The organism is Marinobacter sp. F3R08 (assembly GCF_018860425.1).
Lineage (GTDB): Bacteria > Pseudomonadota > Gammaproteobacteria > Pseudomonadales > Oleiphilaceae > Marinobacter.
The window spans coordinates 328,813-345,922 of sequence record NZ_JAHKPI010000025.1; the positions used below are offsets into that span (position 1 = coordinate 328,813).

Genomic DNA, 17,110 nt, shown 5'->3' on the forward strand with positions numbered 1-17,110 from the left:
GGAAAATTCCTCTATGGCGAGTTCATCCCTGGTGATCGACTGTCGTCAGGTCACCCGGACCTACAACGAGGGCCCCGGAAAGCTGACCATATTCTCGGATATTTCCCTGGAAGTAGCCCAGGGAGAGACCGTCGCCATCGTGGGAAGCAGCGGAGCCGGGAAAACGACCCTGCTGAATCTCCTCGGTGGACTCGACAAACCTTCCTCTGGCCATATTTCCATCTGTGGTGCGGATATTCACCGGTTGTCTGAGGCACGACGGGCCCGGTTCCGTAATGCGCACCTTGGTTTTGTCTACCAGTTTCACCATCTCTTGCCTGAATTCACTGCGCTTGAGAATGTCATGATGCCGTGTGCGCTGGGAGGGATGACGGTATCGAAGTCCCGTGACAAGGCAAAGAGTCTGCTGGAGAGGGTAGGCCTCGCTGAGCGACTGGCCCACAAACCGGGCGAGCTGTCCGGGGGCGAGCGCCAGAGGGTTGCGATTGCCCGTGCACTGGTGAACGAACCAGGCTGTGTGTTGATGGATGAACCTACCGGCAACCTGGATGAACACACCGGAGAGGGGGTCAGGGCGCTGATTGAGTCCCTGCGTGATCAGTTGGGTATCGCGTTTGTCATGGTAACGCACGACATGAAAATGGCCCGCAGTCTGGGAAGGGTATTGCGGCTCGAGCAGGGTCGGCTGATTCAGGAAGTCTGATCGGCTGCCCGTCTTCGCCTGAGGCGGCTGGTGCGCCGCACCTGCCAGTCTGACCGTATTTTCCGGCGCCAGAGATACTGGATGATCAGGTAGGCGAGGCATGCCGAGACCGTTGCAACCACAAGCGAGCCAAGGTAGAGCGGAATGCCGATGTCCAGTAGCCGCTCACTGATCCAGGACCAGGATAGCTCGAAATCAAAGCTGAGTACCGGCCGGTCCAGGGCCCAGGCCCCGACTTTATAGTTGAAGTAGAACATCGGTGGCATGGTGACTGGATTGCTGATCCAGACCAGTACTACCGAGAGCGGCATGTTGGCATTGAACCAGATGGCGAAAACCGCTGCTGCAAGCATCTGGAAGGGCATGGGAATGAAGCAGAACCAGATGCCAACCAGAAAGGCGCGGGCAACACTATGCCGGTTTATATGCCAGAGGTTGGGTTCATGAAGGATATCGCCCAGAAAGCTCAGCGACTGCATCGCTTGCACCTTCTCTGGTGAGGGCAGATAACGTTTCATGAACTTCTTTGGCATGGGAAGTTCTGCCTTTAGACGGAGTAAGTATACCGGCTCATCGGATGTCGCCGGTGTTTGTCATATACAGGGGGACAAGGATTGTCCGGAAATAATAACCGACCGGTGTGCTCTTATGACAACACCGGTTCTGTAGTATCGGGCGTAATCGCCTTTTCTTGCGGCGTTATCTTACTGTATTGGTTGTCGATACTGCCACCTCCAGAATGCTTGATCGCCGCGATATTTCTGTTTGCTATCGGCTTGTCCGGCCCTTTGCCGCCCCTGGCCTTCCGGGTATTGGTTTTGAGCCTGGCCCTGGTTGCCGGGCTGTCCTGGGCGTCCTGGCATGCCAGTGATCGGCTTTCGGCCGTTCTTCCGGCCAGTCTCGAGCGGGAGCGGCTATCGGTCTCAGGTTACCTGTGTGACATACCTTCTCGTGGTAGTTTCAACAGTCTACGTTTCAGTTTCTGTGTCACCCAATGGCACAACCTTCCCATTGAAATCGGGCAGGACGCAAGGCTGCCTGACCTGCTTAGGTTGTCCTGGTACGGCCATGGAGGCGATCAACTTCCTGGCGACCGCCTGCGGATGGAGGTCGTTCTCAAGCGTCCTCACGGCGCGCTCAATCCCGTTGGATTCCGATACGAGGACTGGCTGTTTCGCCAGGGATTCCGTGCTACGGGAAGCGTTCGTAATGTTCAGGGCGAGCCGACCGTGCGGTGTTTGCTGCATTGCCAGTACCGGAGCCTGCATATCTCGCTTCACAACTGGACCCTGAAGCAGTTCGGGCATGCACGTCATTTTGCGCTGATTTCCTCATTGCTCATTGGCCATCGAGGCCATATGGAAAAGGAACACTGGGATGTCCTCAAGGCGACCGGCACCATTCACCTGGTGGCCATCTCGGGTCTGCATCTTGGACTGGTCGCTCTGGGGGCGGGCTTTGTGGCAAGGCGCCTGTTGCTGTGTTTGCCTGCCCGAAGTCTCACTGATCGGTCACAACGTCGGATTATCTTCTTCTCGGTTATCACCTGTTCCTTGATTTATGCACTTGCAGCCGGCTTTACCGTTCCAACTCGCCGAGCCCTGATTATGGTGTTCGCCGGTGGGTGGTTGCTCCTGATGAGCCGTCAGGCTCCGGTTTGGCAGTCTCTTCTGACGGCCCTGGCTGCTGTACTTCTGCTAGACCCTTTTGCACCGCTGGACCAGGGGTTCTGGCTCTCGTTCACGGCTGTCGCAGTTCTGATTGCCGTGTTTTCGGCGCGGCTTTCCGGAACCGGGTTTGTGAAGGGGCTCGCTGTAGCCCAGATTGCCGTCTTTGGGGGGTTATGGCCGATCCTGGAGATTCTGGGGCAGGGGCAGCCACTCGTAGGGCTTCAGGCAAATCTGGTTGCGATTCCCTGGGTATCCCTGATCGTTATGCCATTGCTGGTGATGGGAGGCTTGGTGACTGCGGTTGTGCCCGGCGCTGGGGACCTCTTTGTGCCATTGTTTGATTGTGCATTAAGTGTGCTCTGGTACTGCCTAAGTTGGCTGGCGGAATGGGATGTGCCGGGCATCACTGCGAGCTTGCCGGAGATTGCTGGGTGGGCATTTCTGACGATCACACTTGTGGTCATGCCGTTTGCCATCTTTCGCCTCGTTGCTGCGTTGGTGGGTGTGTTTTGGCTGGTATACCCGGGCGCGCCTGCGGGAGAAAATCCATATCTGGCTGAGCCAGAACTAAGGGTTTGGGATGTTGGTCAGGGGCTTTCGGTTCTGGTTCGTCATAAGCATGAGGTTCTGGTCTATGATACCGGCCCTGCCGTTCCGGGGGTGTTTTCGGCTGCCGAATCGGTTCTTCTGCCGAACCTTGAGGCCGAGGGAATTCAGAGAATTGACACACTGGTCGTGAGTCACGCAGACAATGACCATGCCGGAGGTGTAAAGGAACTGGCCAGGCAGATCACGATCGGCCGTGTCGTTTCTGGCGAACCGGCTTCGGTCGGAGAGATGCTCGATGGTATGCCGGTTCAGGACTGCGAACAGCCTGTGCAAAGGCTTGGTGACCTGGTAATCGAGTACTGGCAGGGAGATGGAGCGACAGAAGGGAACGACGCGTCCTGTGTGGTGCGGATCCTTCACCCTGAGTCTGGTATCGAGTGGCTCTTGCCGGGGGATATTACCGACCAGATGGAGGCTCGGTATCTGGCAGACTTGTCCGTCAGCGAAGAGTCTGGGGAAGCGGCTTCCCGAATGCTTGTTGCACCCCACCACGGCAGTAAAACGTCCTCGTCTGAAGCCTGGGTGAGGGTGTTGAAACCGGACTGGGTCATTTATACGGCCGGCTATCGACATCGGTATGGCCATCCACATCCAACAGTTACAGCCCGTTATGACGAGATCGGAGCAGTTTCGCTGAATACAGCCTGTTCAGGCAGCCTGGTGATGACTGTAGTTGATAATCAATTGGTGCTGAAGGAAGCGCGCAACGGGTCGCCGTTCTGGATTGGAGGGTCGGGACTTGCCCGTGACCAATGTAAAATACCGTGACATTGCAGGTGTGGCCTCCGCCGGTAGCTATGCTAAAGTAGCGCGGCTTGTAAACAATCAGGGAGATCAAGCGTGTTCGAGCTGTTGAAAGCCGGTGGCATTCTGATGGTGCCAATCGTTGCCTGCTCCATTCTGGCGCTGGCCATTATTCTGGAGCGTTTCTGGACCCTTCGCGCCTCAAGGGTGGCGCCTTCCCAGACCATTAATGAGCTATGGCGCTGGATCAAGAAAAAAGAACTGAATGCCCGGAAACTGAAAGCGCTTCAGAGTTCCTCACCCCTGGGCAGAATTCTTGCCGGTGGCCTGATGAACGCCAAGCATGGTCGAGAAATCATGAAAGAGAGTATCGAACACGAAGCCAGTCAGGTGATCCACGATCTGGAACGCTTCCTGAATCCCCTGGGAACTGTGGCCACCATTACCCCTCTTCTGGGTCTGCTGGGCACGGTAATCGGCATGATCAAGGTTTTTGCCGAGATACAGCTGGCGGGGGTTGGCAACGCCGGTAATCTGGCAGGTGGGATCTCCGAAGCACTGATCACCACGGCAGCTGGCCTGAGCGTGGCGATCCCGGCATTGATTTGCCATCGTTACTTCATTCGCCGGGTAGATGAGCTGGTCGTCGGTATGGAACAGGAAGCTATCAAGCTGGTTGAGGTAGTACACGGAGACCGCGAAATCGACGTGGAAGGAGCCTGAACACCGTGAAGTTCAAGCGCCAGAGAAGCCAGGAAGTCGGGGTTGACCTGACACCACTGATTGACGTGGTTTTCCTGCTGTTGATTTTCTTTATGGTTTCCACAACCTTTACCCGGGAAAGCCATCTGCAAGTCCAGCTTCCCGAGGCGAGTGGCGAACCCGCGTCGGCATCGGAAGTGAAACAGATTGATGTGGTGATCAATGCCGAGGGACAGTACACCCTGAATGACCGTACGCTGGTCAATAACCGGCGCGAGACCCTCGAGCGCGGTGTGAGTGAACTGGCTGAAGGCGATGATTCACTCCCATTTATCATTACCGCTGATGCCCGCACTCCCCACGAGTTTGTGGTTCGCGCCATGGACGTTGCCGGACGTCTGGGATTCGCCAAACTCAGTATTACCACTGAGCGGGAGGCTGAAAACCGGTGAAGGTAGACGAGCCTTTGCATGATGCTTCGGCCGGGTTACCGGCCGGTAGCTGGGAAACTTATAAACGTCTGCTTGCTTATGTGAAGCCCTTCTTGCTGGCCTTCTCCCTGGCTGTACTTGGAAACGTCATTTATGCCGCTGCATCGACAGGCATGGCAGCAGCCATGGAATATGTTATCGCGGCTATTGAAAACCCCACCGACCAGAATCGCCTGATTCTCACGCTGGTAATTGTCGGGGTTTTTGCATTCCGGGGACTTGGTACCTTCCTTAGCCAGTATTTCATCAGTTATGTCGGCCGACAGGTCATCAACGCTTTGCGTAATGATGTGTTCGATCGCCTGATGACACTACCTTCCCGCTATTTTGATGACAACGCAGCCGGGCGTCTGGTTTCCAAGCTCACTTTCAACGTTGAGCAAGTGGCGGAAGCCGCGACCAACGCAGTTACCATCACACTCCGTGAAGGCCTTACCATCGTTGGTCTGTTGAGCTACATGTTCTACACCAACTGGAAGCTCACACTCATTTTCCTCGCGGTGGGTCCGATCATCGGAGCGGTTGTCAGCTACGCCAGTAGGCGCTTTCGCAAGATCAGCAAGCGTATTCAGGGCTCGATGGGCGACATAACCCACGTGGCCTCAGAATCGATCTCCGGTTATCGCGTTGTTCGCACGTTTGGTGGTGAGGATTATGAGCGAAAGCGTTTCCAGGAAGTTAATGAGAAAAATCTGAAACAGAGTTTGAAGATGGCTTCGACTCAGGCCATCAGTGTTCCGGTAATTCAGGTGTTGGTGGCTATCGCTATTGCCGGACTGGTCTGGATGATGCTTGCACCGGAAATTCGTGGCGAAATGAGCACAGGTCAGTTGGTTGCCTTTATTACTGCTGCGACGACCATGGCAAAGCCGATCCGACAGGTAACCTCGGTGCACGCCAAGATTCAGAAGGGCGTTGCGGCAGCTTACGATGTGTTTGAAACCATCGACGAGACGCCGGAGCAGGATCCGGGCAACTACTCTCCAGATCGCGTTGAAGGCAACATCGAGTTCGACGACGTGGCGTTCCGGTACCGTGATCAGTTGGACAATGTACTTGAGGACATTTCGCTGAATATTCCTGCAGGGCAGAGTGTGGCCCTGGTAGGGCGCTCTGGTAGCGGGAAGTCCACGCTGGTAAGTCTGTTGCCGAGGTTCTACGAGTACACCGGTGGCGACATCAAAATTGATGGGCATTCATTACGCGAGTTCTCCCTGAAGTCCCTGCGTAAACAGATTGCACTGGTTACGCAGAACGTTGTCCTGTTCAACGACACGATTGCCGCCAATATTGCCTATGGCTCTTTGAGAGATTGCAAGCCGGAGGAAATCCGGGAGGCCGCAGCGAAGGCTCATGCGTTAGAGTTTATTGATCGTATGCCTGAAGGCCTGGACACGATGATTGGGGATAACGGTGTCATGCTCTCCGGTGGTCAAAGACAGCGGCTTGCCATCGCCCGGGCACTGCTCAAGAATTCCCCTATCCTTATCCTTGATGAGGCAACGTCCGCGCTGGATACTGAATCTGAACGCCACATTCAAGAGGCTCTGGAAACGGTAATGCAGGGTCGCACCACACTGGTCATTGCACATCGTCTCTCCACTATTGAGAAAGCCGACAGGATTCTGGTGATGGAAAACGGGGGAATCGTTGAATCGGGTCGCCATGATGAACTTCTCGCCGCTGGCGGTGCCTACGCACAGCTCCATCAGATGCAGTTCAGTGAGCAGTCATGAGTGCGGTGCAGTCCGCCATGAGTTCACTGGTTGAACGTCTTTGGTACGGCAGTAAACGGCCCCTCGCATTTTTGGCACCTTTGGCGTGGTTGTATCGAAGCATCTCAGAAACCCGTCGCCGAGCGGCCTGGGAAGGCCGTAATGCTTCACTGCCGGTTCCGGTAATTGTTGTTGGAAATATAACTGCCGGTGGTACCGGTAAGTCGCCGCTTACCGCCTGGCTGGTTTCTGAGCTGGCGTCAGCGGGTTGGCGACCGGTCATCCTCAGCCGGGGATATGGCGGTGATGCTGATCAATACCCTCTTGAAGTAACAGCAGATACCAGTGCCTCCAAGGCCGGAGACGAGCCGGTCATGCTGGCACTCAATACGGGCTATCCGGTTGTTGTCGATCCGCAGCGCCGACGCGGTGCGGATTATGCCCTTGAAAACAATCTCGGTGATTTGCTGATCTGCGACGATGGCCTACAGCACTACAAGTTGCCTCGGGACCTGGAGATTTCAGTCTTTGATGGGCAGAGGGGCATTGGTAATGGCGCCATGATTCCGGTCGGCCCATTGCGGGAACCTGTTTCGCGGCTCGCTTCGGTAGATTTCATAATCGTAAATGGCAAAGAACTGTCGGAGAGCACAGTGGAGCGCTTTGCTGACGTAGACCACCCGGCGATCTATTCCATGGTTCTTGAGCCGGCAGCGCTCATCCACCTTAAATCAGGAAAGTCCGGGGCTGTTGGCGATTTGAACGGCAAAGCGGTAAAAGCTGTAGCAGGGATCGGTAATCCGGCCCGGTTTTTTGGCACACTCCGGGCCCTGGGAGCTGAGGTTAACGAGACGGTCTTTCCGGATCATCATCGCTTCTGTCCTGAAGACCTGATAGCGGATAACGATGAGATGATTGTAATGACGGCAAAGGACGCGGTGAAATGTCGGGATTTCGCACCAGAAAATGCATGGATCCTGGTGGTTGAGGCGAGATTGCCCGATCAGTTCCGGGACGTGTTTCTGGATCGTGTCCGCCAGTGCTCCGATGCTCTAATTTCTTGATATAAAATGAGTAAGCAACATGGATAAAAAACTGTTGGCGATGTTGGCCTGTCCGGTCTGCAAAGGCGAATTGAAACTCAATGATGACAGAAGCGAACTGATTTGTTACCACGATGCCATGGCCTTCCCGATCCGCGAAGGTATCCCGGTGATGCTGGCCTCTGAGGCCCGGACGCTGTCTACCGATGAGCGCCTGCACAAGCGTTAAACTCAAGTCCTGCAGGGTAGTTACTTCATGTCGTTTACAGTTGTGATTCCGGCCCGCTATTCGTCCAGTCGGCTTCCCGGAAAGCCATTGGCAGACATTGCTGGCAAACCCATGATCCAGCATGTTTGTGAACGTGCTGCGGAAAGTCGGGCTGGCCGTGTGGTCGTGGCCACCGACGACGACCGAATCCGGTCCGCCTGCGAGGGATTTGGTGCCGAAGTAGTGATGACATCCGCCCACCATGTCAGTGGCACAGACCGACTCGAAGAAGTCGCTCGAACGCTTGGTTTTGGGCCTGATCACCGGGTGGTCAACGTGCAGGGCGATGAACCTCTGATTCCCCCGGAACTGATCAATCAGGTGGCTGAGAACCTGGAACTGCATCCGGAAGCGGCCATTGCCACGTTGTGCGAGCGAATTCATGACCCTGAGCAGGTGTTCAATCCCAACGTGGTGAAGGTGGTATTTGATCACCGGGGAATGGCGCATTATTTCAGTCGGGCGCCGATTCCATGGGCCAGGGATCAATGGCAAGAGGGTACGCCGCTCTCGGGTAAGGATAGTTCCCTGCCGGGCACTATCGGGTTTTTCCGGCATATCGGGATTTACGGTTACCGAGCTTTGGTTCTCGGTGACTTTGTCAGTTGGGCACCCGCTCCGACAGAGGTTACTGAATCCCTCGAGCAGTTGCGGGCGCTCTACAATGGTGCCCGGATCCACGTTGATATAGCTGCGGTACAGCCTCCGGGTGGTGTTGATACAGAAGCCGATCTGGAAAGGGTGAGAGACTGGCTGGAACGCAGGGAGGGTGGACAATGACTGAACCAGTGAAAGTACTGTTTGTGTGCCTGGGCAACATCTGTCGTTCACCGAGTGCCGAAGGTGTATTTCGTTCCCTGGTAACCCGGGCGGGCCTGGCTGACCAGATCGACGTGGACTCCTGCGGTACCGGCCATTGGCATATCGGGAAGAGTCCTGACGCCCGGGCGCAGGAGGCCGCGCAGCGTCGCGGTATCGATATCAGCGGGTTGCGGGCGCGTCAGTTCAGTTCTGAAGATCTGGATTCGTTTGATTACGTGCTTGTGATGGATCGTCAGAACCTCGCGGATATCAAAGACATCTGGCATCAGAATGGCGGCACTGAGCCGGCTTTGTTTCTGGAATACGGCAACTCGGAACACCAGGAAGTGCCAGACCCCTATTATGGTGGTGATGAGGGCTTCGAGATGGTTCTTGATCTGATCCACCAGGCGGGTGAGGGGCTGTTGGCAGACATCCGGGGGCGCCTGGCTTGACTCAGTTTCCGGATATTCGGGAGAACATTGAGCTGGTGGGGCTGAACACCTTGCACGTTCCGGCCCGGGCCCGTTTCTTTGTTGAGGTTCGCAGCGCTGAAGAACTGGTGCAGTCGCTCGACTGGGCAGCGGCTGAAAACTACGAAGTGCTGATTCTCGGCGGTGGCAGTAACCTGGTATTCGCAGGGGACTTCGCGGGTCTTGTGGTCCGTCTGGCTATTCCCGGGCGCCGTTGGGAGCATATTGAGGATCAGAGTGCGACCCTGGTGCTGGGCGCGGGTGAGAGCTGGCATGAGTCGGTTCTGTACGCTGCCGGGGCCGGCTATCGAGGTATCGAGAATCTGGCACTGATTCCCGGAACCGCCGGTGCAGCGCCGGTACAGAATATTGGTGCCTATGGGGTTGAGCTCTGTGATTGCCTGGAATCCGTCACGGCACTGGATCGCAAGACCTCAGAGCTGGTTGTACTCAATAATGCCGAGTGCCGGTTTGCGTACCGCGACAGCCTGTTCAAGCAAACGCCGGGCCGCTACGTGATCACCGAAATACGTCTGGGCCTGTCTCGTTCACGGCCCCTGGTGCTCGGGTATCGGGACCTGCAGGAGTATCTGGGCGATACACCGGACTGCGATCTCAATCCCTTGCAGGTAGCAGAGGCCATTATGGCCATTCGGCGCCGCAAACTGCCGGACCCCGCGATTCTTCCCAACGTCGGTAGTTTCTTCAAGAATCCAGTGGTGGATGTCGGGTCCTTTGAGTCTCTCAGGGAAAGGCATCCGGACATAGTGGCCTATCCTCAGAAGCAGGGTGTCAAGCTGGCCGCAGCCTGGCTGATCGATCAAAGTGGCTGGAAAGGGTTCCGGAATGCCCGCGTGGGCGTTCATAACCGGCAGGCCCTGGTTCTGATCAATCACTCGGAAGGGGTCGGCACCGATATACTTGAACTTGCGGCGACGATTCGTGAATCGGTTGTAAAGCGGTTCGGGGTAACGCTCGAAATGGAGCCGGGAATCGTGGGTGAGCCAGTAACCGGTCACTCCTGACGGCACGCTCTTGCTCGCGTGCCGTCAGAGGCATGCCCGCCTTGGGCGGGCAGGGGGTCAGAGCCCTTTTCGTGGTGAGGCGTTAACCAGAAACGGCAATGCTTCAGCCACCGGAACATCCTGCTTTTCTGCGTCCCTTCGGCCTTTGTATTCCAGGGTTCCTGCCGCCAGACCCCGCTCGGACACGACGAAGCGGTGCGGAATACCGATCAGTTCCATATCCGCGAACTTCACGCCCGGGCGCTCTTTACGGTCATCCAGAAGTACGTCGTAGCCCGCCTGTCGCAGTTGCTCGTAGAGCTTTTCACCGGCTTCGGCAACCGTGGGTGACTTGTGGGCGTTGAGCGTGACGATGGCGACCTGGAAAGGCGCAATGGCGTCGGGCCAGATGATGCCATTGTCATCGTGGTTCTGCTCGATGGCTGCGGCGACAACCCTTGAAACACCAAGACCGTAGCATCCCATGTCCATGATCACGGTTTTGCCGTTCTCATCCAGAACCGTGGCGTTCATGGCGGTACTGTACTTGTTGCCGAGTTTGAAAATGTGGCCGACCTCAATGCCGCGACGGATTTCCAGTGTGCCCTTGCCATCCGGGCTAGGGTCTCCCTCAACCACATTGCGCAGGTCTTCTACGCGTTCAAGCGATACGTCTCTCTCCCAGTTCACGCCGGTCAGGTGGAAGCCTTCACGGTTGGCACCGCAGACAAAGTCCGCCAGGTGAGCGGCACTGCGGTCAACGATCACAGGTAGGTTCAGTTTTACCGGTCCGATAGATCCAGCCTTGCAACCGACCGCCTGTTCGATTTCCTCATCGGTAGCCATCGTGAGGGGTTCGGCGATGCCTGGCAGGTTTTCCGCCTTGATTTCATTAAGCGTGTGGTCACCACGCAGAACCAGTGCGACCAGGCCGGATTTTCCGTCTTCGTTCTCTTCGGCCTTGACCAGCAACGTCTTCACCGTGCGGGTGGCATCAACGTTCAGGAACTCGGATATCGCGTCGATGGTTTTCTGATCCGGAGTGGCTATTTCTTTCAGGTCTTCTGACGGTGCCGGGCGATCACCGCAAGGAGCTACCGCTTCGGCTTTCTCAATGTTTGCCGCATAGTCGCTGTCAGTGCTGAACACGATGTCGTCTTCACCGGAAGAGGCAAGAACATGGAACTCGTGAGAGGCACTGCCACCAATGGCGCCGGAATCTGCCTGTACCGGCCGGTAGTCCAGGCCGAAACGATCGAAAATCGCACAGTAGGTACGATGCATCAGTTCATAGGTGTCGTTCAGGGATTCTGGATTCAGATGAAAGGAGTAGGCATCCTTCATGAGAAATTCTCTGGCTCGCATCACTCCGAACCTGGGACGGCGCTCGTCACGGAATTTGGTCTGAACCTGATAGAAGTTGGCCGGCAGTTCCTTGTAACTGCTCAGTTCGTTTCGGATCAGATCGGTAATCACTTCTTCATGAGTCGGCCCAAAACAGAAATCCCGACCGTGACGGTCTTTCATTCGCAACAGTTCGCCGCCGTACTGGGTCCAGCGTCCGGATTCTTCCCAGAGTTCAGCCGGCTGAACTGCAGGCATCAATACTTCCTGAGCACCGCTTTTGTCCATTTCTTCACGAACAATCCGCTCAACCTTGCGCAGGGTGCGCAAGCCCATCGGCAGCCAGGTATATAAACCGGCGGCCAATTTGCGGATCATGCCGGCACGCAGCATCAGTTGGTGGCTGATGATCTCGGCGTCGGCGGGAGTTTCTTTCTGGGTGGCAATCAGGTAACGGCTTGCTCGCATCGTATCTTCCGTTTGTCAGAAATCCGAAGTGTTAGACGAATGGACAGGCGGCGGTTGGCCCGCCGAAGCCTTTATTTGTCGTTGAGTGATCGTTATTGTACGGAGCCTGCCCCACAAGGTACAGATGATGACCCACGAATCTGTCGACGTAGCCCGTGCTGCCGGTGCGCTCCGGCCTGTACTCGGGAACGCGTTAAAGCCTCTCCGGTTCAGGACAAATAGCCCAGGGGCAGGGCCGTGCTGTCGATCACCCGTCGAAGTACAAAGCTGGAGTGGACTCCGCTGACCCCCTGAATACGGGTAATCCGGTTTAACAGGAAATGGTGATAGTGGTCCATGTCAGGCACCACTACCTTGAGCATATAATCAGCATCCTGGCCGGTTATCAGATAGCACTCCTGCACCTCCGGGTATTCGCCGACCTGCTCTTCGAACGCGGAGAAGCGCTCTGGAGTGTGCCGGTCCATGCCAATCAGAATGATCGCGGTCAGGGAGAGTCCCAGCTTCTTGTGGTCAAGAATAGTGACTGTTCTGACGATAATCCCCGCTTCTTCAAGGGCCCGGACGCGACGAAGACACGGGGACGGAGACAGTCCGACTTTTTCTGCCAGTTCCTGATTGGTCAGTGAGCCATCCTGTTGAACCTGTTCGAGGATTCGACGATCGATTTTGTCCATTTTGATAAGGGTTTTCTGGTTATTCGACATAAAATGTCACCAACGATCTATTAAGAGCAAATTAGTGTTAAAAAACTACGCTCCTAAGTGAAATTTCGCAATCAAATATCTGAACTATTGCGTTAACCTGTGCACATTGAGTAGTTCACTTATTAAAACGCAAGGAATCACACGCATGTCTTTCGATCACCGCAAATATGTTGCGTTCAAACCCGTTGCCAAAACCGATCGTCGCTGGCCTGACAAGGCTATCGAGAAGGCGCCGAGCTGGTGTGCCGTGGATCTTCGGGACGGCAACCAGGCGCTGGTGAAGCCCATGTCTGTTGCCCAGAAACAGAGGATGTTCGAGTTGCTGGTGAAGCTTGGCTTCAAGGAAATCGAGATTGGATTTCCCGCGGCCAGCCAGCCTGATTTCGACTTCTGCCGCAAACTGATCGAGGAAAACCGTATTCCTGAGGACGTAAAGATCCAGGTACTCACTCAGGCCCGGCCAGAACTGATCGAGCGCACTTATGAGGCACTGGCGGGTGCGCGAAAGGCGATCGTTCATGTTTACAATTCAACGTCTACAGTCCAGCGTGAACAGGTGTTTGGCCTTGATCGCGACGGTATCCGGGACATCGCGGTTAACGGGGCGCGACTGGTTCGCGATATTGCTGCCCGTCATCCGGAAACCGAATGGACCTTCCAATACTCGCCAGAGAGTTTCACGGGTACCGAGCTGGATTTTGCCGCGGAAGTGATTGATGCCGTCAGTGACGTCTGGCGTCCGGAAGAGGGACAGCCGATGATCATCAACCTGCCTGCCACGGTTGAAATGGCGACACCAAATGTCTTTGCCGACCAGATCGAATGGATCTGTGACAACATAAAACGGCGTGAGCACATCAGCATCAGCGTTCACACCCACAACGATCGAGGCTGTGCGGTAGCTGCTGCCGAACTGGCGGTGATGGCCGGGGCTGATCGGGTCGAGGGAACCCTGATGGGTAATGGTGAACGTACGGGAAATATGGACCTGGTTACCATGGCCATGAACCTCTATTCCCAGGGCATTGATCCGACTCTGGATCTGTCCGGAATGGCGGAGATTAGTGAAGTTGTTGAGGCCTGCACTGAGATTTCCACGCATCCGCGACATCCTTATGCGGGTGAACTTGTGTTTACCGCCTTCTCGGGTAGCCATCAGGATGCCATCCGCAAGTGTCTGGCGCGCCGTAAGGATGGGGAGGTCTGGAACGTGGCCTACCTCCCTATTGATCCATTTGATGTTGGCCGCCGGTATGAGGAAGTCGTGCGTATCAACAGTCAATCGGGTAAGGGCGGAGTGGCCTATGTACTGGAGCGTGACTATGACATCACTCTGCCGCGCTGGCTGCAGATCGAGTTCAGCAAGGTGGTTCAGAGCGAGGCGGAGACAAACGGTGGCGAGATTGACTCACTGACCATTCATCGGCTGTTCGAGGAGCGGTATCTTAAAGTGCATGCGGACTGGGCGTTGCGTTCCTACGATCTGCACCGTGACGAGAAAGGTGTGCGCGCTGAAATAGCCATGGGTAGGGAATCTGCGCCGGTTCGCCTGGAAGGTCGCGGTCTGGGTGCCGTCGAAGCGGTCTCCGAAGCACTTGAAAGACGGTTCGGGCTGTCTGTAGCCGTCGAGGCCTACGATGAATTTGCTTTGGGTGAGGGCACCAATGCCAATGCACTGGCCTGTATCCGGCTGACAGCTAATGGGCAGCATTGCAGCGCAGCGGCACTGGCGGAAGATACCACCTCTGCGACCCTGCAGGCATTGTTCTCTGCGGTTGCCCAGGCCGTGGATGTGACCACCTCTTCGTCGGTCAGGGCGGAGGAGGCAGCCGGGGCCTGACCGGTAAGGATTCTTCATAACGACACAAGCCGGCACAGGTGCCGGCTTGTTGGTTTTCCGATGCCCGTGAGGGGCAAAGGACGGAGCGTAGACCCTCAGACCGGGGTTACGTTTTCCGCCTGGGGACCTTTCGGACCCTGTGTTACGGTGAACTGCACCTGCTGGCCTTCGGCCAGGGTGCGGAACCCGCTCGAGTTAATTGCACTATAGTGAACAAACACGTCACTGCCACCGTCCTGAGCAATGAAACCAAAGCCTTTGGACTCGTTAAACCACTTGACGTGGCCGGTTTTAGTATCGGACATTTATCTTTCCTGTCTTTCTGTAATTTGCCCTCACGGGACCTTCAAAATTCCATGTGGAATCAGTGCTGAGAAATCCAGTGAGTACTGAGGAAGGGGCAACGAATAGCACTTCGGCAGGACGTTGAAACGCATTCACCAAATACCGCTGTATTTTCACAGCAATTTCAGTATAGACCGACTTTGGGGGGCGTCAACGAAACTTTCGCACCTTTCAGACAGGTTTTAAATCCCAGAAAAGCAACGAGTTGTGAATTGGTTGAACAAAAAATGCCCGCCCCTCAGATGGGAGAGGCAGGCATTGTTCAGGGCGCGACTATCACTGGCGGAACTGGTCGCTGATTTCGTCCAGGATCGCCGGATCGTCAATGGTGCTAGGCACCGAGTACTCCTCGCCATCGGCTATCTGTCGTATCACGCGCCTGAGGATCTTGCCGGAACGGGTTTTTGGCAGTCGATCTACAACCAGTGCACGGCGAAAACAAGCTATCGCACCGATCTTTTCCCGAACCATCTCGACAAGTTCATCTTCAAGTTCGTCGTGATCAATGGTTGCGCCATCCTTGATCAGAACAAGACCAACGGGGATTTGTCCCTTCATGTCGTCATGAGCACCGACGACACAGCATTCGGCTATGGCCGGGTGGGAGGCCACCACTTCTTCCATCTCACCGGTTGAAAGGCGATGGCCGGCGACATTGATGACATCATCTGTGCGGCCCATGATGAAGACATAACCGTCATCATCAATGAATCCGCCATCACCGGAGCTGTAGAACCCGGAAATCGGCTCCAGATAGGTTTTCCGGAAGCGTTCATCATCTCCCCAGACGGTCATCATGCACCCTGGCGGCAGTGGCAGCTTCACGGCAATTTGCCCCTGCTCACCAGCGGCGAGCTGGCTGCCATTCATGTCGACGACCTGAACATTATATCCCGGCGAGGGCACTGTGGCAGAGCCCGGTTTGGTGGCTATCATTTCGATACCTACGGGATTGCAGCAGATGGCCCAGCCTGTCTCGGTCTGCCACCAGTGATCGAGTACTGGCAGGCTGGTATGTTCTTTGAGCCACTCGTAGGTTGCCGGATCCAGGCGTTCGCCAGCAAGGAACAGGCGGTTCAGTGAGCTGATGTCATAGCGAGACAGTTGATCCGCCTCAGGGTCTTCTTTGCGAACTGCGCGGAATGCCGTTGGAGCGGTAAACAGCATATTGACTTTATGGTCTTGCACTACTCGCCAGAAAGCCCCCGCATCCGGGGTCTTGACGGGTTTTCCCTCGTAGATGATGGTGGTGCAGCCGGCAAAAAGCGGGGCGTATACGATGTAACTGTGGCCGACAACCCAGCCAACATCGGAGGCCGCCCAGTAGACATCGCCGGGTTTGGCGTCATAGACCAGTTTCATGCTGTAGCTGAGGGCAACGGCATGGCCGCCATTATCCCGCACAACGCCTTTGGGTTTACCCGTGGTACCTGAGGTATACAGTATGTATAGAGGATCCGTTGACTTGACGGGGACCGGGTCGGCGGGTTTCGCCGTTGCCATCAAGTCGTTCCAGTCGTGGTCCCGGCCAGGCTGGAGCTCAGCCTTCACCTGCGGGCGCTGGTAGACAACGCAGGTTTCGGGTTTGTGGCTGGCCTGATCAATGGCCTTGTCCACCAGGGGCTTGTATTCGATCACCCGGGCAACTTCAATGCCGCAGGAAGCGGTGATCACGGCCTTGGGTCTGGCATCGTCAATACGAACCGCCAGTTCGTGAGCGGCAAAGCCGCCAAACACGACGGAGTGAATGGCGCCGATACGTGCGCAACCCAGCATAGCGACGACGGCTTCCGGTATCATCGGCATATAGATGATTACCCGGTCGCCTTTGGTGATGCCGCGGTCTTTCAGGGCGCCGGCGAAGCGGGCAACTTCGTCGGTCAGTTCATTGTAGGTGTAGGACCGCGTGGTATTGGTTACCGGAGAATCGTAGATAAGAGCGTTCTGGTCGCCCCGGCCCGCCCGGACGTTTGCGTCCAGCGCGACATCGCAGGTGTTCAGAATGCCGTCGGGGAACCACTGTCCGTGGCCATTGTCGGTTGGTTGCCAGATGGTTTTCGGCGGTTCGATCCAATCAATACTTTCCGCCTGTTCACGCCAGAATTCGTCCGGTTTGTCTATCGACCGCCGGAACTCTGAGTGGTAGTCCATACATTCCACCTCGTTATGCCTGTTGTTGTTTT

Annotated in this window: 16 protein-coding genes; 11 read left to right on the forward strand and 5 right to left on the reverse strand. The window is 55.8% G+C overall.

Annotated elements, in window-relative coordinates:
* The first annotated feature begins 13 nt into the window (after positions 1-13).
* A complete protein-coding gene (locus KO499_RS16880; RefSeq protein ID WP_215984927.1) occupies positions 14-703 on the forward strand; it encodes an ABC transporter ATP-binding protein in 690 nt (229 codons plus the stop codon).
* On the opposite strand, the gene KO499_RS16885 is transcribed toward KO499_RS16880, so the two are convergent.
* Positions 691-1,236, reverse strand: coding sequence for a DUF2062 domain-containing protein (locus KO499_RS16885; RefSeq protein ID WP_215984928.1), 546 nt, complete (start codon positions 1,234-1,236; stop codon positions 691-693). The genes KO499_RS16880 and KO499_RS16885 overlap by 13 nt on opposite strands.
* Positions 1,237-1,341: 105 nt before the next feature.
* On the opposite strand from KO499_RS16885, the gene KO499_RS16890 reads away from it, so the two are divergent.
* The 9 genes from KO499_RS16890 (at position 1,342) to murB (ending at position 10,244) form a co-directional block, all read left to right on the forward strand.
* Positions 1,342-3,750: a DNA internalization-related competence protein ComEC/Rec2 gene (locus tag KO499_RS16890; RefSeq protein ID WP_323133375.1), complete on the forward strand. Its 2,409-nt coding sequence runs from the start codon at positions 1,342-1,344 to the stop codon at positions 3,748-3,750.
* A 72-nt stretch (positions 3,751-3,822) separates the two neighbouring features.
* On the forward strand, positions 3,823-4,449 hold the full coding sequence (locus tag KO499_RS16895; protein WP_215984930.1) for a MotA/TolQ/ExbB proton channel family protein: 627 nt from the start codon (positions 3,823-3,825) through the stop codon (positions 4,447-4,449).
* A gap of 5 nt (positions 4,450-4,454) precedes the next feature.
* A complete protein-coding gene (locus KO499_RS16900; protein ID WP_215984931.1) occupies positions 4,455-4,880 on the forward strand; it encodes an ExbD/TolR family protein in 426 nt (141 codons plus the stop codon).
* Complete coding sequence (msbA, locus tag KO499_RS16905) at positions 4,877-6,655, forward strand: lipid A export permease/ATP-binding protein MsbA (RefSeq protein WP_215984932.1); 1,779 nt, start codon at positions 4,877-4,879, stop codon at positions 6,653-6,655. Before KO499_RS16900 ends, msbA begins: the two co-directional genes overlap by 4 nt.
* Entirely contained in the window at positions 6,652-7,698 is a 1,047-nt protein-coding gene (gene lpxK, locus KO499_RS16910) for a tetraacyldisaccharide 4'-kinase (RefSeq protein ID WP_215984933.1), read from the forward strand. The genes msbA and lpxK overlap by 4 nt, the downstream gene beginning before the upstream one ends.
* A 19-nt stretch (positions 7,699-7,717) precedes the next feature.
* The gene (locus KO499_RS16915; RefSeq protein WP_215984934.1) at positions 7,718-7,906 is read left to right on the forward strand and encodes a Trm112 family protein; all 189 of its coding nucleotides are present in this window, start codon (positions 7,718-7,720) and stop codon (positions 7,904-7,906) included.
* A 27-nt stretch (positions 7,907-7,933) separates the two neighbouring features.
* Positions 7,934-8,725: a 3-deoxy-manno-octulosonate cytidylyltransferase gene (gene kdsB, locus KO499_RS16920; RefSeq protein ID WP_215984935.1), complete on the forward strand. Its 792-nt coding sequence runs from the start codon at positions 7,934-7,936 to the stop codon at positions 8,723-8,725.
* Positions 8,722-9,201 carry a low molecular weight protein-tyrosine-phosphatase gene (locus tag KO499_RS16925; protein WP_215984936.1) on the forward strand — a complete coding sequence of 160 codons (480 nt, stop codon included), beginning with the start codon at positions 8,722-8,724 and terminating at the stop codon, positions 9,199-9,201. Before kdsB ends, KO499_RS16925 begins: the two co-directional genes overlap by 4 nt.
* Positions 9,198-10,244, forward strand: a complete 1,047-nt coding sequence (gene murB, locus KO499_RS16930) for a UDP-N-acetylmuramate dehydrogenase (RefSeq protein ID WP_215984937.1) — start codon at positions 9,198-9,200, stop codon at positions 10,242-10,244. Before KO499_RS16925 ends, murB begins: the two co-directional genes overlap by 4 nt.
* Before the next feature lie 57 nt (positions 10,245-10,301).
* Here murB and KO499_RS16935 read toward each other — a convergent pair whose 3' ends face one another.
* Together KO499_RS16935 and KO499_RS16940 are read right to left on the reverse strand one after the other, a co-directional pair.
* Positions 10,302-12,035: a proline--tRNA ligase gene (locus KO499_RS16935; RefSeq protein WP_215984938.1), complete on the reverse strand. Its 1,734-nt coding sequence runs from the start codon at positions 12,033-12,035 to the stop codon at positions 10,302-10,304.
* A 209-nt stretch (positions 12,036-12,244) separates the two neighbouring features.
* On the reverse strand, positions 12,245-12,742 hold the full coding sequence (locus KO499_RS16940; RefSeq protein ID WP_215984939.1) for an Lrp/AsnC family transcriptional regulator: 498 nt from the start codon (positions 12,740-12,742) through the stop codon (positions 12,245-12,247).
* A gap of 145 nt (positions 12,743-12,887) precedes the next feature.
* On the opposite strand from KO499_RS16940, the gene leuA reads away from it, so the two are divergent.
* The gene (gene leuA / locus KO499_RS16945; protein ID WP_215984940.1) at positions 12,888-14,582 is read left to right on the forward strand and encodes a 2-isopropylmalate synthase; all 1,695 of its coding nucleotides are present in this window, start codon (positions 12,888-12,890) and stop codon (positions 14,580-14,582) included.
* Between the two features lie 95 nt (positions 14,583-14,677).
* On the opposite strand, the gene KO499_RS16950 is transcribed toward leuA, so the two are convergent.
* Positions 14,678-14,887 (reverse strand): cold-shock protein, encoded by a 210-nt coding sequence (locus KO499_RS16950; RefSeq protein WP_148862510.1) that lies wholly within the window; start codon positions 14,885-14,887, stop codon positions 14,678-14,680.
* 316 nt (positions 14,888-15,203) lie between these two features.
* Entirely contained in the window at positions 15,204-17,087 is a 1,884-nt protein-coding gene (locus KO499_RS16955) for a propionyl-CoA synthetase (protein WP_323133363.1), read from the reverse strand.
* Between the last annotated feature and the right edge of the window lie 23 nt (positions 17,088-17,110).

Excerpts from the sequence above, each read along its gene's own strand:
- KO499_RS16880 (WP_215984927.1), top strand. The coding sequence starts at position 14 with ATGGCGAGTTCATCCCTGGTGATCGACTGTCGTCAGGTCACCCGGACC.
- KO499_RS16885 (WP_215984928.1), bottom strand. The coding sequence starts at position 1,236 with ATGCCAAAGAAGTTCATGAAACGTTATCTGCCCTCACCAGAGAAGGTG.
- lpxK (WP_215984933.1), top strand. The coding sequence starts at position 6,652 with ATGAGTGCGGTGCAGTCCGCCATGAGTTCACTGGTTGAACGTCTTTGG.
- KO499_RS16915 (WP_215984934.1), top strand. The coding sequence starts at position 7,718 with ATGGATAAAAAACTGTTGGCGATGTTGGCCTGTCCGGTCTGCAAAGGC.
- kdsB (WP_215984935.1), top strand. The coding sequence starts at position 7,934 with ATGTCGTTTACAGTTGTGATTCCGGCCCGCTATTCGTCCAGTCGGCTT.
- KO499_RS16925 (WP_215984936.1), top strand. The coding sequence starts at position 8,722 with ATGACTGAACCAGTGAAAGTACTGTTTGTGTGCCTGGGCAACATCTGT.
- KO499_RS16935 (WP_215984938.1), bottom strand. The coding sequence starts at position 12,035 with ATGCGAGCAAGCCGTTACCTGATTGCCACCCAGAAAGAAACTCCCGCC.
- KO499_RS16940 (WP_215984939.1), bottom strand. The coding sequence starts at position 12,742 with ATGTCGAATAACCAGAAAACCCTTATCAAAATGGACAAAATCGATCGT.
- leuA (WP_215984940.1), top strand. The coding sequence starts at position 12,888 with ATGTCTTTCGATCACCGCAAATATGTTGCGTTCAAACCCGTTGCCAAA.
- KO499_RS16950 (WP_148862510.1), bottom strand. The coding sequence starts at position 14,887 with ATGTCCGATACTAAAACCGGCCACGTCAAGTGGTTTAACGAGTCCAAA.